General features: G+C 53.1%; 22 protein-coding genes. 4 read left to right on the top strand and 18 right to left on the bottom strand.

Annotated features, from left to right (window positions below):
- From rng to J6J34_RS02085, 6 genes are all read right to left on the bottom strand, one after another.
- Positions 1–1,470 carry a ribonuclease G gene (rng, locus tag J6J34_RS02060; protein ID WP_301719403.1) on the bottom strand — a complete coding sequence of 490 codons (1,470 nt, stop codon included), beginning with the start codon at positions 1,468–1,470 and terminating at the stop codon, positions 1–3.
- Positions 1,460–2,035 carry a Maf family protein gene (locus J6J34_RS02065; RefSeq protein WP_301719402.1) on the bottom strand — a complete coding sequence of 192 codons (576 nt, stop codon included), beginning with the start codon at positions 2,033–2,035 and terminating at the stop codon, positions 1,460–1,462. Before J6J34_RS02065 ends, rng begins: the two co-directional genes overlap by 11 nt.
- A 29-nt stretch (positions 2,036–2,064) precedes the next feature.
- Positions 2,065–2,547 carry a rod shape-determining protein MreD gene (gene mreD, locus J6J34_RS02070; protein WP_301719401.1) on the bottom strand — a complete coding sequence of 161 codons (483 nt, stop codon included), beginning with the start codon at positions 2,545–2,547 and terminating at the stop codon, positions 2,065–2,067.
- Positions 2,537–3,403: a rod shape-determining protein MreC gene (gene mreC, locus J6J34_RS02075; protein WP_301719399.1), complete on the bottom strand. Its 867-nt coding sequence runs from the start codon at positions 3,401–3,403 to the stop codon at positions 2,537–2,539. The genes mreD and mreC overlap by 11 nt, the downstream gene beginning before the upstream one ends.
- A gap of 6 nt (positions 3,404–3,409) precedes the next feature.
- The gene (locus J6J34_RS02080; RefSeq protein WP_126763616.1) at positions 3,410–4,453 is read right to left on the bottom strand and encodes a rod shape-determining protein; all 1,044 of its coding nucleotides are present in this window, start codon (positions 4,451–4,453) and stop codon (positions 3,410–3,412) included.
- A 176-nt stretch (positions 4,454–4,629) separates the two neighbouring features.
- Positions 4,630–5,139, bottom strand: coding sequence for a prepilin-type N-terminal cleavage/methylation domain-containing protein (locus J6J34_RS02085; protein ID WP_301898419.1), 510 nt, complete (start codon positions 5,137–5,139; stop codon positions 4,630–4,632).
- 115 nt (positions 5,140–5,254) lie between these two features.
- Here J6J34_RS02085 and J6J34_RS02090 point away from each other — a divergent pair, with 115 nt between their 5' ends.
- The 4 genes from J6J34_RS02090 to J6J34_RS02105 are packed head-to-tail and all read left to right on the top strand — an operon-like array spanning position 5,255 to position 10,091.
- Positions 5,255–5,815 carry a type IV pilus modification PilV family protein gene (locus J6J34_RS02090; protein ID WP_301719394.1) on the top strand — a complete coding sequence of 187 codons (561 nt, stop codon included), beginning with the start codon at positions 5,255–5,257 and terminating at the stop codon, positions 5,813–5,815.
- Complete coding sequence (locus J6J34_RS02095; RefSeq protein ID WP_301719391.1) at positions 5,815–6,654, top strand: prepilin-type N-terminal cleavage/methylation domain-containing protein; 840 nt, start codon at positions 5,815–5,817, stop codon at positions 6,652–6,654. Before J6J34_RS02090 ends, J6J34_RS02095 begins: the two co-directional genes overlap by 1 nt.
- Positions 6,644–7,126 (top strand): pilus assembly PilX family protein, encoded by a 483-nt coding sequence (locus tag J6J34_RS02100; protein WP_301719390.1) that lies wholly within the window; start codon positions 6,644–6,646, stop codon positions 7,124–7,126. Before J6J34_RS02095 ends, J6J34_RS02100 begins: the two co-directional genes overlap by 11 nt.
- The gene (locus J6J34_RS02105; RefSeq protein ID WP_301898420.1) at positions 7,113–10,091 is read left to right on the top strand and encodes a DUF6701 domain-containing protein; all 2,979 of its coding nucleotides are present in this window, start codon (positions 7,113–7,115) and stop codon (positions 10,089–10,091) included. Before J6J34_RS02100 ends, J6J34_RS02105 begins: the two co-directional genes overlap by 14 nt.
- A gap of 58 nt (positions 10,092–10,149) precedes the next feature.
- On the opposite strand, the gene J6J34_RS02110 is transcribed toward J6J34_RS02105, so the two are convergent.
- The 12 genes from J6J34_RS02110 to J6J34_RS02165 are packed head-to-tail and all read right to left on the bottom strand — an operon-like array spanning position 10,150 to position 20,999.
- Entirely contained in the window at positions 10,150–10,635 is a 486-nt protein-coding gene (locus tag J6J34_RS02110) for a type II secretion system protein (protein ID WP_301898421.1), read from the bottom strand.
- A gap of 28 nt (positions 10,636–10,663) precedes the next feature.
- Positions 10,664–11,164, bottom strand: a complete 501-nt coding sequence (locus tag J6J34_RS02115) for a type II secretion system protein (RefSeq protein ID WP_301719385.1) — start codon at positions 11,162–11,164, stop codon at positions 10,664–10,666.
- A gap of 56 nt (positions 11,165–11,220) precedes the next feature.
- Positions 11,221–11,880, bottom strand: a complete 660-nt coding sequence (locus J6J34_RS02120; RefSeq protein ID WP_418055158.1) for a prepilin-type N-terminal cleavage/methylation domain-containing protein — start codon at positions 11,878–11,880, stop codon at positions 11,221–11,223.
- Entirely contained in the window at positions 11,861–13,081 is a 1,221-nt protein-coding gene (locus J6J34_RS02125; RefSeq protein WP_301898422.1) for a type II secretion system F family protein, read from the bottom strand. Before J6J34_RS02125 ends, J6J34_RS02120 begins: the two co-directional genes overlap by 20 nt.
- A complete protein-coding gene (locus J6J34_RS02130; protein ID WP_301898423.1) occupies positions 13,074–14,834 on the bottom strand; it encodes a GspE/PulE family protein in 1,761 nt (586 codons plus the stop codon). The genes J6J34_RS02125 and J6J34_RS02130 overlap by 8 nt, the downstream gene beginning before the upstream one ends.
- Positions 14,835–14,836: 2 nt before the next feature.
- A complete protein-coding gene (locus J6J34_RS02135; protein WP_301898424.1) occupies positions 14,837–15,967 on the bottom strand; it encodes a tetratricopeptide repeat protein in 1,131 nt (376 codons plus the stop codon).
- The gene (locus J6J34_RS02140; RefSeq protein WP_301898425.1) at positions 15,964–16,881 is read right to left on the bottom strand and encodes an ExeA family protein; all 918 of its coding nucleotides are present in this window, start codon (positions 16,879–16,881) and stop codon (positions 15,964–15,966) included. Before J6J34_RS02140 ends, J6J34_RS02135 begins: the two co-directional genes overlap by 4 nt.
- Before the next feature lie 12 nt (positions 16,882–16,893).
- Positions 16,894–18,540, bottom strand: coding sequence for a pilus (MSHA type) biogenesis protein MshL (mshL, locus tag J6J34_RS02145; RefSeq protein ID WP_301719376.1), 1,647 nt, complete (start codon positions 18,538–18,540; stop codon positions 16,894–16,896).
- Positions 18,540–18,896: a hypothetical protein gene (locus tag J6J34_RS02150; protein WP_301719374.1), complete on the bottom strand. Its 357-nt coding sequence runs from the start codon at positions 18,894–18,896 to the stop codon at positions 18,540–18,542. The genes mshL and J6J34_RS02150 overlap by 1 nt, the downstream gene beginning before the upstream one ends.
- Positions 18,883–19,527, bottom strand: a complete 645-nt coding sequence (locus tag J6J34_RS02155) for a hypothetical protein (RefSeq protein ID WP_301719372.1) — start codon at positions 19,525–19,527, stop codon at positions 18,883–18,885. Before J6J34_RS02155 ends, J6J34_RS02150 begins: the two co-directional genes overlap by 14 nt.
- A complete protein-coding gene (locus J6J34_RS02160; RefSeq protein WP_301719371.1) occupies positions 19,524–20,144 on the bottom strand; it encodes a hypothetical protein in 621 nt (206 codons plus the stop codon). Before J6J34_RS02160 ends, J6J34_RS02155 begins: the two co-directional genes overlap by 4 nt.
- Positions 20,145–20,999 (bottom strand): hypothetical protein, encoded by an 855-nt coding sequence (locus J6J34_RS02165; protein WP_301898426.1) that lies wholly within the window; start codon positions 20,997–20,999, stop codon positions 20,145–20,147.
- Positions 21,000–21,194: the final 195 nt, after the last annotated feature.

The following is a 21,194-nucleotide window of genomic DNA, read 5'->3' on the forward strand; positions in this document are numbered from 1 at the left end:
TTACATCATGACGACGTCGAACTGCTCTTGATGATAGAGTGGTTCGACTGAGACTTTAACTTGCTTGCCGATAAACACTTCGAGTTCAGCAAGTGCGTGAGATTCTTCATTCAGCAAGGCCTCCGTGACCGCTGCCGACGCATACACCACGAAGTGATCTGCAGCATAGGCGCGGTTGACCCTTACAATTTCGCGCATCACTTCATAACAGACGGTTTCAACAGTTTTCATGCTTCCGCGGCCGCTACATACCGGGCACTCCGAACAGAGTACATGTTCCAGGCTTTCGCGTGTGCGCTTCCGGGTCATTTCTACCAGCCCCAACGAGGTGAAACCATTAATCGAGGTTTTCGCGCGGTCTTTGCCCAGCGCCTGCTCAAGACTGTGCAGCACACGGCGTTTGTGGTCAGCGTTTTGCATATCGATAAAATCGATAATGATAATTCCGCCGAGGTTACGCAAACGCAACTGCCTGGCGATAGCCTGGGTCGCTTCCGTGTTGGTATTAAAAATCGTTTCTTCAAGGTTACGATGACCGACGAACCCACCGGTATTAATATCAATTGTAGTCATGGCTTCGGTCTGATCAATAATGATCGAACCGCCTGACTTTAATTCTACTTTGCGATCCAGAGCTCGCTGCACCTCGTTTTCGACATCGAACATGTCAAAAATCGGCCGCTCGCCCGCATAGTATTCAAGCGCCTCCGCGAGCTCAGGAATGAACTGATTGACGAACTCCTGCAAGAGCTCAAAGGTGACTTTGGAGTCCACCCGTATACGTTCAATTTCGTCGCCAACAAAATCACGTAAGATGCGACAGGAAAGATTGAGATCTTCGTACACCAGGCCAATTTTCCGCATTCCTTTACGGCGTTTTTGCAGGGTGTCCCACAGGCGCCGTAAAAATGCTGCATCGTGCTTAAGCTCTTCATCGCTGGCACCTTCTGCTGCGGTGCGCACGATAAACCCGCTTTCTTCGTCACAATAAGGTTGAGCCGCTTTTTTCAGCCGCTCGCGCTCACTATCGTCTTCGATCCGTTGCGAAATACCGACATGTGGAGATTGGGGCATCAGCACCATGTAGCGCGAAGGGATGGTGATATCCGTGGTTAAGCGGGCACCTTTGGTACCCAGTGGATCTTTCACAACCTGCACCAGAATGTGCTGCCCTGGACGCACCAGGGTAGCGATATCCGGTGCTAATTCTGGCCGCGGTGCCACGCCCTCTGCCGCCGAAAGTGGTGAGACAATGTCAGAAGCATGCAAAAATGCAGCCTTATCCAGACCAATATCGACGAAAGCCGCTTGCATTCCGGGTAAGACGCGGGCGACTTTACCGACATAGATATTCCCCACCAGACCACGTTTGGCCTGACGCTCGATATGGATTTCCTGCAAAATACCGTTTTCAATTAACGCCACCCGGGTTTCCGTCGGGGTAACGTTCATCAGAATTTCAGCGCTCATCGTAGCTACGCTCCGCTGCTTGGATTAGTTGCTCAGTCTCATATAACGGTAGACCCACAACCGCCAGGTAGCTACCCTCAATGTGCGTCACAAATTTGCCCGCTCGCCCCTGAATACCATAGCCACCCGCTTTATCCTGGGGTTCACCGGTTTGCCAGTAGGCACTTATATCGTCGTCCGTCAGAATTTTAAAATGGACGGTGGTGGAGACTAACACCCGGTCAGTTGCACCATTATGGTGCAAAGCCACTCCGGTTAGGGCCTGATGCGCGCGTCCGGATAGCTTTGCCATCATCCGTTTAAAATCCTGTTCGTCTGTTGGCTTCTCGAGTACCTCATTGTCGCAAACAACCACGGTATCTGCACCTATCACCGCGGCATCTGAGCCGCTAAGCTGCGCGCCTGCCTCAGCTTTTTCTGCCGCCAAACGCAGCACATAATCCCTGGCGTGCTCGCCACTTTGCTGCTGTTCAGGGACCTGCGGCCGGACCACCTGAAAGGGGCGATCCAATAACTGCAATAATTCATTGCGACGTGGTGAACCTGAGGCAAGCACGAGCTGCATGACGAATTCCTTTTAGTACTTCTAAAAATCTAACGGATCAGATAACGACGGCGGTAACGGCGCATGATTAGAAAGACCCATGGCCATATTATCGCCGACGACACCACCGGATAAAAGTAAGGCCAGTTAAATGCCGCATCGTTCAATAAATGTTCGAATTCGTAGACCAATGCCCGTTTAATCAGGATAAGGACGCCAACAATCAGCAACTGCTGAGTAAGTGAGTAGTTACGTATGCGCTGAAAATGACGTAATGCTGGGTAAGCCATCAATACAAATGCTGTGGCGTAGATCCCGAAAGTGGTCCCCATCAGGATATCCGTTAGCAGACCGACAATAAGCACGGTACCAAAACCGACCCGGTGCGGAATCGCTATCAACCAGTAAATCAACACCAGGCTGACCCAGTCAGGCCGCCATGGTTCAAGAAATGAGGGGATCGGCATCACCATCAGCACCAGGGCGACGACATAGCTCAGTAATAGTGGGACTAACCCAGACTTAATCCACATCCGTCACCTCGTTATCAAATACCGGAGTTTCGGTCGCGTTCGCCGGCCACAGGAGTAACAGGGTGCGAATGCGATCAAGCTGCGCGAAAGGAGTCGCCGTCACCTTCGCGTACTGCAAGCGCTCATCGCGGTCGATCTCAGTGATCTGGGCCACTGGATAGCCCTCGGGGAATACTCCTCCAAGCCCTGATGACATCAGTACATCGCCTTCCTGCAATTCGGTGCTATGGGGAATAAAGCTGATGTCCAGGCGATTCAGATCACCCACGCCTTTGGCAATCACGCGGATATCATTACGCTCAGCGCGCAGGGATAATGCGTGGCTTTGATCAGAAATCAGCAGCACCCGCGCGGTGGTGCGCCCGACACTGTTGACTTGCCCTACAATACCGCGATTATCGAGCACCGGTTGGCCCTCGTACACACCATTGGCGTAGCCTTTATTGATGACCACCTGATGAGAGAACGGGTCGGTGGCGACAGCGACCACCTCAGCGACCATGCGCCGGCTCGCCGCGCGCACTTCCGAGCCTAATAACTGGCGCAGCCGGGCGTTCTCATTCTCCAGAAAATTCAATCGCTGCACTGCCATTTGCAATTCCAGTAATTCATCGCGTAAGCGTTGATTATCTTCGCGCAGGGCTGAACGGGTAGTGGCAAGGTAAACCAGGCGATCGAGGACTTCTTCAGGCAAAACAGCCAAATATTGAACGGGGGCGGTTGCGGTACTCAAAAACGAACGCACCGGCTGCATGGTTTGCAACCGGTGGTCGAGGAACATCAAACTGCCAGCAACAATAAGCGCTAACAGTAAACGTGTTCGTAATGAAGGGCCGTGTTCGAACAGCGACTTCATTTGGTGTTACTCATAGCTAAACAGGTCACCACCATGAATATCGATCATTTCCAGGGCTTTACCGCCACCACGTGCAACACAGGTTAACGGATCGTCAGCAATAATGACTGGGATGCCTGTTTCTTCCATCAACAAGCGATCGAGATCACGCAATAATGCGCCACCACCGGTCAACACCATGCCGCGCTCGGAGATATCTGAGGCCAGTTCTGGTGGCGATTGTTCCAGAGCAACCATCACGGCACTGACAATACCCATCAAAGGTTCCTGCAGCGCTTCGAGGATCTCGTTGCTGTTCAATGTAAAGGAGCGTGGCACGCCTTCTGCCAGATTACGGCCGCGGACTTCGATTTCGCGGACTTCATCGCCAGGAAAGGCCGAACCAATTTCGTGTTTGATACGTTCAGCAGTGGCTTCGCCAATTAACGAGCCAAAGTTACGCCGGATATAGTTGACGATAGCTTCGTCAAATTTATCACCACCGATGCGTACCGATGATGAATACACCACACCATTGAGGGAGATAATAGCGACTTCCGTGGTACCACCACCAATGTCTACAACCATCGAACCGGTGGCTTCTGAGACCGGCAGACCAGCACCGATAGCCGCTGCCATCGGCTCATCAATCAAATAGACTTCCCGGGCGCCCGCGCCTAAAGCTGATTCACGAATCGCACGGCGTTCCACCTGGGTCGAGCCACAAGGAACACAGACCAGGACCCGTGGGCTGGGCCGAAAATAATGGCTGTCATGGACCTTCTTGATAAAGTGCTGAAGCATCTTTTCCGTGACATAAAAGTCGGCGATAACACCATCTTTCATGGGACGGATTGCTTTAATGTTACCCGGTGTACGTCCCAGCATTTGTTTTGCCGCCTGACCTACCGCAGCAACACTCTTGGGACCACCCGAGCGCTCTTGCCGGATGGCCACAACCGAAGGCTCATTGAGAACAATGCCTTCGTCTTTAACGTAAATAAGTGTGTTTGCTGTTCCCAAATCGATGGACAGATCGTTGGAAAAAATTCCGCGCAATTTCTTAAACATCAGGGGTATTCCCTTTACTGGTCTTTAATTTTATCTGGTTGGTGGGGGGAGCCGCGCTAACTTTAGCAACTGAAGATCTTTCGAGCAAGCTTGCTCCCCTTAGTTTGGGTGTATTATTGCATATTTTTTGCATGGTTTTACTACAGATTCCCGCGCCATTATTCTTTCCCTTAAAATCAACTACAGGCCCCGGTCCGAATGTAACCATGACTTTGCACACAGACATAGCGGGTATCCACGCCTGCAATACTAAATTCGACGCTACTTTGCCCGCAAGGTTCCGCGGTCGAGCTATGCTGACTGGAAACCGGGCAGCCCCAGCTGTTAAATAAAATTCTCGCTGCTGCAGCTGGCAGAGTTGAGGATACGGTAACGCTGACACCAGCCGGCACTGATATGATGCGCTCAGAGTTAATACTGGCGCCGCACTCAACGGGCGTGATGGCTGTGTTGCTCAGGGTCAGACCGTAACAGCGGTTGCTGACATCCTGCATGGCACGCTCCTGACTCAGCCGCAGCAAGCTCACCAACTCAGTTCGCAAGAGGTTCTCATCGACGTTATCGTCACTCAAAAATACCGGTGCCGCGGTGACTGCCATGATGCCGAGAATAATAATAACGACTATTAATTCGATTACCGAGAAGCCTTGCCATTTCTTTACACTTGCCAGTTTGTTCATGACCATGCCCAGGTTGCGATGCACAATTTAGAAAAAGAGTATAGTATTGACTTAACAAGTTAAAGATTGTTGATAAACTGACGATAAAATAATCTCTGCGCAACCACTATCGAGCTTGCTTATGCGACAACCAAATCACGCTAAATTCGGTCAATTCTCCCGAATGACGACCGGCTTTACCCTGATCGAGCTGATTATCGGTGTGGTTGTACTCGCCTTTGCTTTCTCGCTGATTGCTACTCTTATTTATCCGCAAGCTATTCGCAGTGCTGAACCCGTGCTACAAGTGCGCGCGGCGAACCTGGCGCAGGCTTTTATCGATGAAATTCAGGCCAAGGCTTTTGACGAAAACAGCTCACAAAGCGGCGGGGACTTGCGTTGCGGTGAAACCGGCGCGCCCCCATGTAGCACGACCTTAGGCCCTGATGGCGAAACCCGGGATCGCTTTGATGATGTTGACGACTATCATCAGTTACAACTTACGCAGCCCAATTTGGCCGATGTGCTAGGCGCCAGCCTCGCCGATGATTATCGCGGCTTCAGCTATGCCATCAGCGTCTGTTATAGCGATGTGCAAGGCACCTGCAGCAGCGCTGTGACCACCTTTAAACGGGTGACCGTGTCGCTCGCAACATCTCAGTCACAGGACTTTGTCTTCTCCTATGTGAAGGGGAACTATTAATGCGCCAGCAAGGTTCTCGTTCAGCGTCCGGTTTTACCCTGATTGAAATTATTATCGTCATTTTACTGTTGGCGACGCTGGCGATTTACTCGTTTGGGTTTTTGGGCCTTGGCACGGACATGGTCGTGCAGGTCAATCAGCGTAACCAGCTGGTCGCTGAGCAGCGCTTTGCCATTGAGCGCATGAATCGCGAGCTGCGCTCGTCGGTGCCACGCAGCGCCCGGGCCAATGCCGCTTGCCTCGAGTATATGCCGATGCTCGGCAGCAACGTCTACCTGACCCTGCCCCGTCCGGGTCCCGGGGGCAGCCAGCCGATGGTGGTGGTCACGCCTTACCTGCCGTCAGCCCAGATGGTCAGCAATTACGTGTTGGTGTACGCCACCGGCGCCAACTTTATTTACGGAAACAATCAGCAACGTCGTAAAGTAGTTTCAGCTGTCGCCAATGATGCCCCGCAGGTAGGTCTGAGCACCCTGACCCTGACCGGCACCCCAGCAACCTTCTTTACCGACAGTCCGGCACGAACCTTCTTTATCGGTGCCAGCCCCGTTAGTTGGTGCGTCAATACCGCCAACCAAACCTTGGTGCGTTTTGCTGATTACGGTTTACTCCCGGCTCAACCTGACTTGGCAGCACTTAGCATCACGGCCTCCAGTCAGCAGGTAATGGCGGTGGATGTGGTGAATGATCTGAGTCTGGGGCAGCAACCATTTCATGTCTCGGCACCTACGCTGCAACGAAACAACCTGGTAAAACTTTTTCTTGCGTTCCGCTCGTCGGAGGCGTCAGCAAGCGCGGTCGAAATCACGCACGAGGTACATATACCGAATGTTCCCTAACTTAAGCCGTTTAGCTTTACCACAGTCTACCCGCTGCCAGCGGCAACAGGGTGCCGCGCTGGCGATTGCATTATTTGTGCTGCTGGTGATGAGTCTGGTGGGCCTGACCTTAGTGCGCTCACTCAATGATACCGCCGATGCCGTCGCCAGTGATGTGCTCGGGGGCCGAGCTCAGCTGGCCGCCAGCAGCGGTGTGCAGGCGATCATGGTCGAGCTGTATCCGCTCAACATGGGCTTTGACCCCTCGGTGTGTCCAGCGCGGGTGGCCAGCGAGCCTCCGGTCGTGCGCAGCTATAGCTTCACCGCACCGGGTCTGAGCCAGTGCACCGCGCAAGTACGCTGCAACCAACTAGACTTAACAAGTCCCTACAGCGGCACACACATTAGAATCATTGCTGAAGGAAGCTGTGACGGTGGCGCAATGATGTATTCCAAACGTATCTTAGTCGAGGTCGCTGATGCCATTAAGTAAGTCTATACCTTTGCTTACCACGAGCTTGACCAGTAGCCTCGTCGCTTTGTTGCTCGCTACAGCAAGTTTGCCAGCACAAGCACAAAGCACGCCTGACGCCACCCAATGTGATCAGTACAGCGAGCTTTTTGATTATGGCATTATCGGTGAGTCGGGGTTTGATTATGGTAATAACTCGGAGATTAACGGTAATCCAATCGACGGTTCTGGCAATACCCCGACGCCAGAGGGCCAGGTCGATACCGTAGACTTAAACTATCCGCCACTGAACCCAAGCACCTTTCCGAGCGGCCAGACAGGCGGTCCTGATTTAACCAACGCTACGGGTATTCAGGCAGGCAGTTACGGCACCATTTCAACGAATAAACAAGGCAAAGCGACACCCTTTGTTTCCTTTACCGGTGGCGGAACTTACTATATTGAAGAGCTCATTTTTGACGGTAAGGACTCGACCGCGGAGCTGGCACCTGGCGACTACTTTATCGAGCGCTTAAACCTTGATAATAACTCGTATATTAATATCGTTCCGCAAGGCCAGGTGCGCTTGTATGTGCGCGACTATTTGATCGGTGATAACAACATCTTCGTCAATAGTAATGGTCCAGTGGGTGACATGCTGGTTTACCTGTACGAGAACGCCTACGTGGATTTGGGAAATTTCAACGAAGGTGGCGGCAGTAATACGGTCGTCAACTTCAATGGACTTATTTACAGTCCCTACGCGTCGACCTCCGTTACCCTGGGCAACAACAACAATTATCAGGGTGCTATTCTGACGCCGGGCACAGTTAGCGTAGGCGCGAACACCAGCTTCAGCTACAGTCCAGAGGTTCAGGACCAGCTACTAGAGGCGGTCGGCTGCGAACCTACCTCAAGTATCCACCATCTTCGTATTCGCCACCCACAGTCGATTGTCAGCTGCTACAGTGCCGTGGTTGAAGTACTGGCCTGCGCTGATGCCAGCTGCTCGCAGCTCTATGCCGGCAATGTGGCTGTGGATCTTAATGCTGGCACGAGCGGCCCTACCTGGCAGGGTGGCAATGTCACCAGTAGCTCCGGTGCCAGCGCAACACTAAACTTCAGCAACGGCAGTGGTGTGGCCGGTTTGCAGTGGGTCAGCGGGGGAACCGCGACGCTCTCGGCACCGGCCAGCTCACCGGCTCCGGTGGCGGCAACTCAGTGCGTGACCAGTAACGGCACTGTGGCAACCAATTGCGAACTGACATTCTCCACTGCGGGTCTTATTATTACAGACGCCGATGGCCAAAGCGTGATCCCGGGACACTATGCCGGCATAGATTTCCCAAGCGTACTCCGGGCCGTTGAAACCAATACCACAACGGGCGCGTGCGAGGCACGTGTGAGTGGCCCGCAGACCGTTGAGCTCGCCGTGGAGTGTACCAATCCCGTCGCCTGTCAGCCTGGGCAAACCTACACGGTGAACGGCAACACTGTGCCATTAAACGACGCCGGCAGTGCGCTGAGCTACACCAGCGTGAACCTGAACTTTGACAGTCAGGGCGCGGCCAATTTAACGAATAATTATTCTGATGTCGGGCTACTGAGCATGCACGCGCGACTGGAACTGGATGAAGCGCCCGCCGCCGGACATGCCAGTGTTTCTGATCCGACCACGACTCTGACGGGCTCGAGCTTAAACGACTACGTGATTAAGCCGCACACACTCGAAGTGGTTGCGCTGGATGAGAATGACCAACTGTGGACAGCCACAACCGCAAGCGGGCCAGGCTTCGTGGCAGCGGGCGAGCCATTCAAGATGGTCGTGTTAAGCCGCAATGCTGGAGGCGCTATTACGCCTAACTTCGGTAATGAAGTCAGCCCGGTTGCGGTGACTGCGAGCTTTGACTCCATGGCCTACCCGCTTCCCGCCGATGCCAGCTCCGACGGCAGTAAACTGGCCATCAATCAGCCGTTCTCACCCAGCACCGCCCTCGCCGGCGCTTACCAGACTGAAGGTGCGACCTGGCTGGAGGCCGGAACAGTCAACTTACGCGCCGCCTTTTCCGGCAACGATTACTTAGGTGGCGGCGACGCCTTAGAACGCCCTGCCAGTCCGGTGGGACGCTTCTATCCGCATCATTTTGCCCTGATTAACAGCAGTCTTACCAATAGTTGCACTACCTTCTCTTATATGGGCGACACCGGGGTCAACCTCGACGCTTTGGTCGAGGCCCAGGCCCTGGCTGGTCAGCGACTACGGAACTATGGCAGTAATTATGCCAATACAGCAGTGCTGGAATCTGTGGCCCGTAACACCCCAGCCGATCAACCGACGGATAATTTTGTCACGCGCTGGCAGGCGTCCCTGCCAACGGCCTGGACCACTGGGCAACTGCTGATAGCGGTCACTAACGCGACCCTGTCACGACGTGCCGATGCGCAACCCGATGGTCCTTTTGAGCAAGTTGAAGTCGGATTACAAGTTGCGAGTGAAATGGACAACAGGGACTTCCCGAGTGGTGACGCAACCCTCGCCACAATTGCCGGCGATGCGGTACCACTGAGTGGCAGTCTGCTATTGCGCTACGGACGACTCGTGCTCGATAACAGCTACGGCCCTGAGTCTGAAAATCTACCGGTGGCCTTGCGCGCGGAATACTGGAACGGCGCGTTGTTTACCACTCATGGTCTGGACCAATGTTCTGAGTACGCGCCAACGGAGCTGAGTGTGGTGGACTATATCGACCCTATCACCACATCAGCTGATGGCGCCCCTGGCTCCTTGGTAGATGGCCGGGTCGGCACCAGCCCACTGTTCTGGCTCGCTCCGACGGGAACCCCGGCGCAGGGTGAGTTTATCTTTGAGTTCGATGCCCCGTCCTACCTCGAATATCCCTGGCAGGACGCCGATGGCAACAGCTTTTCAGATCCGCGCGCCTTTGCCGGCTTTGGTTTATACCGCGGCAATACCCGTAAAGCGACCGAGAAAGATCTGACCCAATAAAAAAGGCGCTCCCAGAGCGCCTTTTTCAACTTATAGCTTTACCGTTTTAGGACTAGAATTAACAGCCCCTGACATCCACAACTACAGTTGCTGGGGTATCTTCATCAGCAGCCTGAGTGTAGAGAACATGACAGCTGTCCGCACCGGAGAAATCTGGAGTTTGTCCGGTAGGCGCAAACGCAACTTCTGATGCAGAATTCGTCGCCGGAGTGGTGCCACTGTCATAACGAGACCAGTCAGTACCAAGACCTGCCGCGCGATCGATACCGTTCACTGCCGCCGCCGGGTAACCGTATACAGTATCGACAACACCGCCTTCTGTGGTCACTGTTGAAGTTCCTTCATCTTCTGTGCCATTTACCAGGCTGCGTGCATACACCAGCTGCATGGCGCCCTGAATAGATGCTTGTGCACCTTTCACCGTAGACTCACGTGCGTCCGACGAAAAATTAATGAACTGTGGCGCTGCAGTAACCGCTAAGATACCGAGCACAACAATCACGATGATTAACTCAATTAACGTAAAACCTTGTTGACGTTTCATAACTACTTCTCCATGGACTCAAAAAAAATTAACAACCCGAAACGGTAGCAACAGGCAGTGGTTTCCCTGTATCGTCGGCATTATCTTCGTACGTAATATAACAGTTTGTGGCCTCAATTTCAGTCGCCGTGGAACCTGCTGCAGCAAGACTTGCCAGTGTACCCACGTAGACACCGTTCGTTCCGCCTGCATAATCTCCCGCGGTTTTCTCGGCAAAGGTCCAGTCGCTACCAGCGCCGGCCGCTGTGGCAATCGCTGCCGCTTTCGGATAACCATTGGCGATGGCAATAACCACAGTCGACGAGTTGGTCGGTACCGTGTTTTCACCCGCTAGTTTGCCATCGATGGCAGCCTTGGCGTAGCTCAGCTCAACCGCGGATTTCATGCTCGCCTGCAAGCCTTTCAAAGTGCTTTCACGAGCATCACTCGAGAAATTGATAAATTGCGGAGCTGCAGTCACCGCTAGGATACCAAGTACCACGATAACAATGATCAGCTCGATCAGCGTAAAACCTTTTTGTGTATTCATTCCGTTCTCCTGTTACGACTATCATGCCTTCCATAATGCGTTTTGCAAGCGGCGATTTAATTATTACTAAAAATGCTCACACCACCGGTGCGAGGGTTATAAACAAAAGCATTGCCCACGCTTAAGTAATCATTACCAGCAGGGGCTGAGCCAAGATTTTTAATGGTGTTTGCTAAAAAGTACACACATATATCGTTAGTACCATTATTTTCCCGTGCCACGTAATAACGATTTTCGCCAAGCAGGGCATAGTTTGCCGTCGCCGTCGGTGCGCCCTGGAGGATGGCCTGCATAATGGTGCGGCAGTCCTCACTGCTCATGTTCTGATCATGAGCATCCGGATTAGTATTCCCGCTGACCGGATAACCGGTGCTTCCGTCAACGTTTACGGGGACGCCATCCATCACGATCACTGCTCCGGCACCCACATTGTTACCTTTGGGACGGCCGCGTAGCTCCCATTCTGCGCGGACCAGGCTGACCGCACTGGCGAAGCCTCCCGCTACACCTTCTAACGCCGCATCTTCAGCGTCAGCACTGACGCTGGTAAAGCGTGGCAAGGCCGATGCAGCTAAGAGACCGAGAATGACAATGACGATTATCAACTCGATCAAGGTAAAGCCGCGCTCTTGAGTCGCTTGCTCGGGGTTCATAATAATGTCCTCTTCACCATTTTGTTGTTCATAAATACGTTGATTAACGACCTTTGTAAGCATCCATCATGTCCCACATCGGTGTGAATATTCCCAGCGCCATAATCGCCACCATCACTGCTACCAGCACCAGCAGAATAGGCTCGATGCGGGCAGTCAGGCTTTTTAAATCGTAATCGACTTCGCGTTCATAGTAATCCGCCACTTCATTGAGTAATTCATCAACCCGCCCGGTTTCTTCGCCGACGCTTATCATCTGCATGACAAGTGGTGTAAACAAATTCGTACCTTGCGCTGCGCGGGTCAGACCTTCGCCTTTTTCAATGGTACGGCGCATTTCCTCAATGCGGTCATGCATCCAATAGTTATCTACCGCGTCAGCAACTAAATGTAGCGACTGAGTCAGCGGCACTCCGGCCCGCAACATCACCGAAAAACTACGGGAAAAGCGCGACAGCAAACTACGCAAAACAATATCGCCAAAGATCGGCATACGCGTTTTCCAGCGATCCCATTTAACTCGACCTGTTTCACTGGTTTTAAAACGATTCAACGCAAAAATAGCCGCCACAATTGCTAACAGCATCAATGGCCACCAGTCGACGAAGAAATTCGACACGCCAATCAGAATTTGTGTGGGTAACGGCAGTTCCGCGTTAAATTGCTCGAACATACGGGCAAACGTCGGAATCACCCAGATATTCAAAATAAACATTGCGACCACCAATGCAGAAACGATAAACATTGGGTATCGCAATGCTGACTTGACTTGCTTACGCGTGTCCTGCTCCCGGCCCAGGTAATCCGAAAGCTGTTGAAATGCCTCTTCCAGCTGCCCCGTATTTTCCCCCACATGCACCACAGCGACCAGCAAGCGTGGAAAGACTTTGGGATGCGCTCCCATGGCAACAGAGAGCTCACGTCCACGTTCCAGCTGTTCGACCACATCACCCAGCACTTCCCGCATACGCCGTTTCGGACTATTGACGGCCAGCCCGTCAATGGCGCGCAACAAGGGAATACCCGCCTTCGTCAGCGAGTACATTTGGCGGGTGAAGACAATCAGATCATCGAGATCGATTTTTTCATCAAATAGCCGCAAGCCTGACCCGCGCGAAACTTCATTGCTGCGAGGCGCTATGGTAAGTGGCGTCACACCGCGGCGGATCAGAGTATCCGCGGCGACCCGCTCGGACGCAGCTTCCAACGCTCCGGTGACCAGCTCTCCTGAAGCATCGCGACCGCGGTAGCTAAACTCAGCCATGGGCTGTCTCCTCGGCCTCATCGACGATGCTACGTAATTCTTCCTCTTCTACAGTTTCGGCCAGGAACAGAACCTCATCAATGCTGGTAATCCCCTCACGGGCATAGTCCAGTGCGGCCAGCGCCAGCGGCCGGAAATTCTCGGCAGCTCTGGCGGCGCTGGCGAACTCACGCATATTGGAGTCACGCAGGGCATTGATCATGGCTTCGTTTAATTCCAGTAATTCAAATACCCCAATGCGGCCCTTGTAGCCGGTATGGTTGCAATTGCGGCAGCCTTTTCCTTTGACGAAGCCGCTACCATCAGCGGGGACATCCGGTGCCATATGCCGGATCAAGGTCAGATCGGCAGGCTCAACGGTGGTTTCGGTCTTACAGCTATCACATACTTTGCGAATTAAGCGTTGCGCCAGCACCCCGCGTACTGCGGCGCCAACCAGATACGGCGCAGCCCCCATGTCGATTAAGCGCAACGCGCTGGTAATGGAGTCGTTGGTGTGCAGAGTCGTCAGCACCAGGTGACCGGTGATCGCGCCGCGAAGGCCAATTTCAACGGTTTCACCATCGCGCATCTCACCGACCATAATGATATCCGGGTCCTGGCGTAAGGTGGTACGCAGTACCCGCGAAAAGCTCAGCCCAATTTTACTGTTCACCTGCACTTGCGAAATGCGCGGCAACCGGTATTCAACCGGGTCTTCAACAGTAATGATCTTCTTTTCAGCTTTGTTTAATTCATTCAGCACACCATACAAAGTGGTGGTTTTACCTGATCCAGTAGGGCCAGTGACGAGCAGCATGCCGTAAGGTTTATGGATCAGGTTGCGAACGCGCTCGAGTAGGTTCTCAGGTAATCCGGTCTGTTCAAGATCCAGAATACCCGCTGACTGATCCAATAAGCGCATGACGCAGGACTCGCCATATTGCACGGGCATCGTCGCCATCCGTACATCAATTGCGTGATCCCGCACTTTGATATGAAACCGGCCATCCTGCGGCATCCGTTTCTCGGAGATATCCAGCCCTGCCATCAGCTTGAGGCGCAGCACTAAAGCACTGGCGATAGTGGTCTCGTTCAGCACGTTCTCCTGCAACATACCATCCACGCGCATCCGGATCCGTAACGAGCGGTCATCCGGCTCAATGTGGATATCCGAAGCCCGCACCTGTACCGCGTCAGCGAAGATGGACTGCAGCAATTTCGCAACTGTTGCGTCATCACCCTCATCTTCAAGGGACAATGCCGCGAGGTCGACCACTTCATCCTGTTCGTACTCGGTTTGCAGCTGGCTCGCAAATTGGGCGATGTCTTTGGTGCGCCGGTAAAGGTTATCAAAGGCTTCCAATAGTTCATGATCAGGTGCGACGGCGAGCTTAATCGAGCGCGGTTGCAAAAACTGACTGATGGCATCCACCGCGGCTAAATCTGCGGGATCACTCATTGCAACTAAAGCTTCGCTATCATCTGCCTCAACCACCAACGCCCGATGCCGGCGTGCCTGAATCTCAGGCAGTAAATTCACGACATCATCGGCGATTTTGCGTTCGCTCAACTCGACAAAAGGAATATTCAACTGGCGCGCAAGGAACTCAAGCAGCTCCTGTTCGCCAATGAAGCCCATATCAACCAGAGTTACCCCAAGCTTACGCCCGTTGGTGCGCTGATCATCAAGCGCCTGTTTCAGTTGCGACTCAGTGATAATGTTCTCTTGCACCAGCAGGTCGCCAAGGCGCATTTTTAAACGAGGTCGCATACTTATTGGCCTCCTAAAACGTATTGTCGCTGCAAGGCATAACGTCTCGCATCCTGACTCAGGTCAGCGTCTTCGAGCGCATGCTGATAGCTGTTTAAGGCAGCTTTGGGTTGCTCGGCATCCTCGTAGGCCACGGCTGCAGCCAGCCACCAACGACCTTCCTGAGTGCGCTCAGCCAGGCGCTGGTAATCAGCAGCGGCCTCACCGTAGCGCCCAAGCTCACTTGCGGCGGTCGCACGCATTTGTAGTAAATCCGAGGTTTCAGGCGTATTTGCGGGAATTTCGCTAAGCACCGAAAGCAGCTTTCCATAGCTGCCACTTTCCAACATGATGCGGGCGTAAAGTATTTGCCAGCGCGTTTGCAGTGGCTGTCGCTGTAAGCCTTCTTCAAGGACCGCAACCGCCGATGCGACGCGTCCGCGACCATACCAGTACGCGGCGAGTTCACTTCGCGCATCAACGTGCTCAGGAGCCAGCGCAATCACTTGCTCAAGTAAACTTCCTGCGCGCTGGCGCTCGCCGTTTTGTAAAGCTTCTCTGGCCTGGTTGAGTTTTACTTCCGCTAACTCTTCAGCACTTAATTCAACCCGGGTAACCTTCATGGTGCCACTGCTGGCGTCAACGGCTTCGCCCCCCGCGTCGCCCGACTGCGGTTCAGTAGTCATTTTTTGACCGGCCCCGGACTGTTGCTCCGGGCCAGGCGTTTGCTGTGGCCGAGTTAGCTGCTCTGGCTGAGACTGTTGCGGTTCAGACTCTGTTGCAAGGTTGGATCCTGTTTGCGCATTCACCGGCGCTGGCATCAATTGGCGCTGAGGTTGCACCGCTTGCGGGGCAGGCGTACTCTGTTGCTCCGCGGCCGCTGTCTCTGGCGCTGCAGCTAGCGATGTTGGCTCCTGCTCAGCCCCTTTGATCGGTGCTGGCGTCGACTGTACACGCAAATCTGGTTCCGAGCCGGACATGCTGTCATAAATTGCCATGAAAGCGACCACGCTAATCGCCACGACTACAAATATGCCCAGCAACCACGCCCAAGGAAAGCCACCAGGAGCTGCCGCAGCAGGGGTAAGATTGCCTTTGCGCTCCTGCTGTTTTCGCTGATCTAAATCGCGCAACATGCGGTTAATTACACTCATGATAGATACTCCGTCAGCCAGCCCTGCTGCCACGACCATAGCAGTGCTACAGCTACGCCTCCGACTCCCGCCAGGCTCCACCAGAGCCATGTCCGCGAGGGTAAGGCAACATCCTCAGTATCGGCGACCGCAAAGCGCACGTGCCGCGGCGTGACCTGATAACAGCCCTCACCATAACAGAGCATAAGCACTTTGTGGCAGAGCACATTCGCCAGTCGGGGAATGCCGCGACTGGACTGATGTAACATTTTCACCACCCGGCTGGAAAAAACCGGAGCGCCCTGATAACCGGCGATATGCAAGCGATGCGATATGTAGCGGGCAAGTTCGGTTGGGCTCATCGCCTGCAATGAGTAGCTAAAGGTGACGCGTTGGCGTAGCTGGCGATGCTCCCGGGTAGCTAGCCGCTCATCAAGTTCCGGCTGGCCGAACAGGACAATATGTAAAAGCTTGCGTGTCTCTGTTTCCAGATTCGAAATTAATCGCAAAGCTTCCAGACTTTCTGCCGGCAGGGCTTGTGCTTCATCAACAACAATTACAGCGATCTGCCCGGCCCGGCTGATCTCCACCAGTCGTTCCTGGATCGCCTGCGTTAGTAACTGCTCACTTTGCTCAGCAGGCGGCTCAACCTGGAGCTCGCGAGCAATATGCGCGCGCATTTCGCTCGGTGTCAGGTACGGATTAGGAATATAGGCGGTCACGTAATGGTCAGGCAGCTCATTGAGGAGCTTGCGGCACAATAGGGTTTTTCCAGTGCCCACTTCACCGACGACTTTAATAAAACCTTCACCCGCCTCAAGGGCGGTGAGCAAAACCTCAAACGCAGAACGGTGACCCTCGAGATCGCAGTAAAAACTGGTGTTCGGGGTCAGCGTAAAGGGCAGTTCTGTCAATCCGTAATGCGTTTGATACATAATGTTTATCGGTTACTCGTTGTACCAGCGTTTCAGCAAGTCGCTGGAGCGCTCAAGTTCTTGTTTCCAGGTGTCTACACCTACAACCACTGGTCGAATAAGGATAACTAACTCTTTTTTCTGTTCCGTACGCCGCTTGTTTTTGAACAAGTTACCGACCACCGGAATATCACCGAGGACCGGGGCTTTGGATTCATTGTCCGTATAACTGGTCTGCATCAGGCCACCCAACACCACAATTTCTCCATTACGCGCACGGACAATGGTATCGCTTTCGCGAATATTGCTTTGTGCTAAAGGCAGGATAAACGACTCCTGATTGAGGGTAATGGTCTTATTTTGCTCGGTGGTCTCAACCACTGAAGGGTGCACATGCAAAATCACTTCGCCGTTATCACTTATTTGCGGAGTGATATCCAGTGAAATCCCCGAGAAGAATGGTGTTAACTCAATATTCGGTGTCGATGTCGTGGCAGTGCCGGTCACCGTTGTAGTTGAAACATCGGTGACGAAATACTCATCTTCACCAATTTTAATCACAGCTTTCTGGTTATTACTGGCACTTACCCGGGGATTTGACAGAACTTGCACATTGCCCTGATCCTGCAGTAAGTTCAGAACGCCGCTGAAATCACCAACATCCAGTGACATACCAAAGACACCATTGGTGCCACTCACACTACCACCGCTGAAACCAATACTGCCGTTGGCGTTCCCAAGGCTGAACAAGTCGCTCCAGTTGATGCCTTGCTGATAATTATCGTTCAGTGCGACTTCAACAATGCGAGCCTCTAAAATCACCTGGCGCTGCAAGCGTTCTTGCGCAGTGGCAAGAAACTCGCGTGCGGCCCGCAGCTCACCCGGCAACGCAGTCACGGTCACCAGGCCTGCTTGCGGTGATACCACCACCCGCCGGCCATCGCCCTCGCCCACGATACCCTGAACAATTTCTTTAAGATCGCCCCAGAGGTCAGTTTCAGATTGAGTAGAAATCGATGAACCATTGGTTTGCATGCCGTTATTCATGCCATTCAGACCACGATTCGCTAAGTTGCCCTGGCCGGCAAGTCCACCCTGATTACCAAGTAAGGCATTGTTGTAGGTACCACCGCCATAAAGACCATTTTGATCATCGTTGTCTTTAACCCCGCCCGAACTCACCCGGGTCTGCGACAGACCCATACGTTGCAAAGCCAGGTAATCAAGAGCAATAGTTTCAGTGCGCAAGCCTGCCGGGAAAACCCGAATCATCCGTCTTTCATGCTTAATGTCGTAACCATAGATATCAGAGATGACGTCCAGGGTTTCCATCAAGGTCACCTCTTTCAAGCTGACGGTAATGGTACCGCTCACCTCAGGATGAACCACAATATTATAGGGCGAGTCGGCGGCGAGCCCGCCAAAGAACTCGGCTGCCGCAATACCATTGGCGTTTACCGAAAACCGTGGCTCCGCGAGCAGCTGCTCACTGGCATTACGAGTCTCAAACGCCGATGGTCGGAGAGTTTCGCGAACCGAATCAGGCAGTGGTGGTCGTGCAGACTCTTGCAATTGGGCAGCCGGGTTTAAGGCCTGTTGTGCCTCTACCGGTTTGCGCTCAGGTTGATGCGCACACGCTGATACAACCATGGTTGCTGCAATAAGAGTGGCAATCCGCATTAGTTCTGTCCCCCTGAACCCGACGCAGACTCGGTCGTTAACGGATTCTGCGTGTAAAGTGATAATTTAAATTCGCTGCCATTTGCGGCATCGCGCACGATCACGTGGTTCATTGTGATTTTTGTTATGGTGTACGGTGGTAAGTGTTCGCCTTCCACTATCCGCTGCCCATTGATATAGGCCGTGAAACCTGAGGGCCGCTGTTGGATAGCGTTAAGACGTAAATCAGTAAGCTGGGCCTGTTGCTGTGCAGCTGCGCGGTTTTGCGGCGGCTGGGTCGGATCATTCAGCTCTTGCGCTGCGGCCGCTGATACGACAAAACAGCTGGTCAGGAGCCAGGCGTTAACTCGCAACATAATCACGCTCCAGGCTAAGAGTGTATATTTCTAATAACAGTGTCGCATCCGGGTGTTCTTTGACTTCATAGTCCATGCGCTGCCAGTAGAACGACCAGGGCAATTGTTCCAGCTTTAAGAAATAGCGGTAGATTTCATTGTAGTCACCGCGCAAAATCAGCTGCAATCGATGTTTGTAGATGGCTCCGGCGGTCGCCTCGCCATCACCGTAGACACGCTCAGCTGGCAATGCCTGAGCCGACTGTACTTCGAGCGCGCCGGCGCTGCCCAACAACGCCTTTAACAGTTGTCGATTATCTGCCGCACTCACATAATTGGTTTCAGCCCGGAGCCTGCTATTCAGCTGTGCTAAACGCTGCTCCAGCTCACTTAATTTAGTTCGTAGCGGCGCTTGCGGATCCCCTGCCAGACGAATTTCTACGGCCTGCAGTTGTTGCTGCAACAACTCCACCCGTGATTGCTGCTGCTTCAGTTTGGTTTGCTCGGTTTTATAGGTTTGCCAGGTCGGCAGTAGCGCTACCCATAAGCCCAGATAAGCGATAAATATCAGGGTCAGCACAAACCAGAACTTGCGCCGGCTAAGGGGCAGCTCATTGAATTTTAGTTGTAACTGCTGCCATCTCGCTTTCATTGCATGCTCCCCGAAACGGCCTGAACGTCGCGACTATGCTGCAAGTGACCGACAGTAAAACGCAAGCCTCGCTCACCTTCATCACGAAGCTCAAATACACCGAAAGGCCGATCCTTAAGGGTTGGATATTGGCTGAAATCCGCCAGCCAGGCCGGTAATTGCTGAGGTTCCAACGTTACCCCCTGCAGCGTCAACGCCTGATCTTGCAGCAAAATCCGATGCAACCAGATGGCGTGTTCATCGGCAGCGGCAAGATCGACCAGGAGTTGCGAGAAACTCACGCTGTTTCTCCCCGTAAGCTGCTGCATTTGCACCAGCAGGCGTTGCCGCAACGTGAGCCGGTGTTGCACGCTCTCCAGTTCTTCATTAAGGGAGCTGTCGTTCAGTGCTTGTTCAAGAGCCGCCTGGCGCTGGCGCAGCTGAACTTCAATTTGGTTGGCTTGCGTAACACTGGCAACGAAGGCTGCTTGCTGTTGCCCGGCAATAAACTTGAGCACCAGCCAGGCCACCACGAACACCGCAATCAAGGACACTGCCGTGACGACAAAACGTTGTAACGTTAACCATTCACGGTTGGGCCGTAACTCAGGTACATAGAGGTTAGCGAATGTTTTCATTTACGCTCTCCCCTCTAACTTGCACGACATCAAAGCGCCGCCCAGAGCCGCAAAGTCACTGTAGTCCCCGGCGCCCAACTCGCTTGCCCATGCTGGATACTCGGCCCAGTTGGCGGTCAGTCCCAAATCTTCATGTAATTTAGCCAACACTTCTTCATTTTTACTCATCGCCATTGCCAGCACCACGTCAGTAATCGGCCGCTGCCGCAGTTGCCGCTCGAAGTAGTCCGCCGAGCGCTGGATTTCGACGCTTAAGGGTTGCAAGCCACCCATACGAACTTCTTCAATGCTAAGCTCACTGATATTTTCCAAGGCCCGAACAGAACGGTTGACCTGCAGAACTCCCTCACGATAAACCTGCAATAATGCAGCCTGCTGCGGTTGCTGATAAACCAACACCGCCGGCTCTGAAACCGATGTAAACATTTCCCTTATCGCCTGTTCTTCAGCAAAAATCCCGATAACATTATCTGAGACGTCGTGGATCGCTGGCAAAATCTGCTCCAGCTGAGATTTATTGGCGGCGATGGCGTGAATTTTGTCGTGCCCGGGCAGCTGCACAGGAAGTTCATAATAATCCGCGATGCAATTTTCCGGCTCAACATCAATAAGATCACGCAGGTTGTAGCGCAGGCTTGTGGCAATTTCGTCTTCAGGAAGGTTCGGTCGATCGAGTGCGACACTCTGGTAAAAACCACTGCCCAGCACCAGCGATAGCCTGGGCTGGCCACGGCAATAACGCGCGTACTCATGAGCCAACTGCTGAATAGCGGTCGCGAAATCATTATCTTTGGCGTCACGCTCATCAGAAACGACGAGGCTTGGCGGACCGTCAGCCTGAGGCTCTACGACCACGAGATGCACCTTACCCTTGCGAATAGCAAAGGTAAGGATGAGCTGGTTCGACTTGCGCGCACGAAGGAAATTAAACAAATCTCAGTCCCTGTTCATTTTATAATTTTTATTAAAGCCTGGACTCGACTTCTTAACGTAAGTTTGACACTTTCCGCCTGAAAAACAAGCACTGTTATATGTAAAAGGTACTTGTTT

The sequence above is a fragment of the Pseudidiomarina terrestris genome (genome assembly GCF_030466405.1).
In the GTDB taxonomy this organism is placed as follows: domain Bacteria; phylum Pseudomonadota; class Gammaproteobacteria; order Enterobacterales; family Alteromonadaceae; genus Pseudidiomarina; species Pseudidiomarina terrestris.

Coding starts and splice junctions, on each gene's coding strand:
- rng (WP_301719403.1), bottom strand. CDS start 1,470: ATGAGCGCTGAAATTCTGATGAACGTTACCCCGACGGAAACCCGGGTG.
- J6J34_RS02065 (WP_301719402.1), bottom strand. CDS start 2,035: ATGCAGCTCGTGCTTGCCTCAGGTTCACCACGTCGCAATGAATTATTG.
- mreD (WP_301719401.1), bottom strand. CDS start 2,547: ATGTGGATTAAGTCTGGGTTAGTCCCACTATTACTGAGCTATGTCGTC.
- mreC (WP_301719399.1), bottom strand. CDS start 3,403: ATGAAGTCGCTGTTCGAACACGGCCCTTCATTACGAACACGTTTACTG.
- J6J34_RS02080 (WP_126763616.1), bottom strand. CDS start 4,453: ATGTTTAAGAAATTGCGCGGAATTTTTTCCAACGATCTGTCCATCGAT.
- J6J34_RS02085 (WP_301898419.1), bottom strand. CDS start 5,139: ATGGTCATGAACAAACTGGCAAGTGTAAAGAAATGGCAAGGCTTCTCG.
- J6J34_RS02090 (WP_301719394.1), top strand. CDS start 5,255: ATGCGACAACCAAATCACGCTAAATTCGGTCAATTCTCCCGAATGACG.
- J6J34_RS02095 (WP_301719391.1), top strand. CDS start 5,815: ATGCGCCAGCAAGGTTCTCGTTCAGCGTCCGGTTTTACCCTGATTGAA.
- J6J34_RS02100 (WP_301719390.1), top strand. CDS start 6,644: ATGTTCCCTAACTTAAGCCGTTTAGCTTTACCACAGTCTACCCGCTGC.
- J6J34_RS02105 (WP_301898420.1), top strand. CDS start 7,113: ATGCCATTAAGTAAGTCTATACCTTTGCTTACCACGAGCTTGACCAGT.
- J6J34_RS02110 (WP_301898421.1), bottom strand. CDS start 10,635: ATGAAACGTCAACAAGGTTTTACGTTAATTGAGTTAATCATCGTGATT.
- J6J34_RS02115 (WP_301719385.1), bottom strand. CDS start 11,164: ATGAATACACAAAAAGGTTTTACGCTGATCGAGCTGATCATTGTTATC.
- J6J34_RS02120 (WP_418055158.1), bottom strand. CDS start 11,880: ATGCTTACAAAGGTCGTTAATCAACGTATTTATGAACAACAAAATGGT.
- J6J34_RS02125 (WP_301898422.1), bottom strand. CDS start 13,081: ATGGCTGAGTTTAGCTACCGCGGTCGCGATGCTTCAGGAGAGCTGGTC.
- J6J34_RS02130 (WP_301898423.1), bottom strand. CDS start 14,834: ATGCGACCTCGTTTAAAAATGCGCCTTGGCGACCTGCTGGTGCAAGAG.
- J6J34_RS02135 (WP_301898424.1), bottom strand. CDS start 15,967: ATGAGTGTAATTAACCGCATGTTGCGCGATTTAGATCAGCGAAAACAG.
- J6J34_RS02140 (WP_301898425.1), bottom strand. CDS start 16,881: ATGTATCAAACGCATTACGGATTGACAGAACTGCCCTTTACGCTGACC.
- mshL (WP_301719376.1), bottom strand. CDS start 18,540: ATGCGGATTGCCACTCTTATTGCAGCAACCATGGTTGTATCAGCGTGT.
- J6J34_RS02150 (WP_301719374.1), bottom strand. CDS start 18,896: ATGTTGCGAGTTAACGCCTGGCTCCTGACCAGCTGTTTTGTCGTATCA.
- J6J34_RS02155 (WP_301719372.1), bottom strand. CDS start 19,527: ATGAAAGCGAGATGGCAGCAGTTACAACTAAAATTCAATGAGCTGCCC.
- J6J34_RS02160 (WP_301719371.1), bottom strand. CDS start 20,144: ATGAAAACATTCGCTAACCTCTATGTACCTGAGTTACGGCCCAACCGT.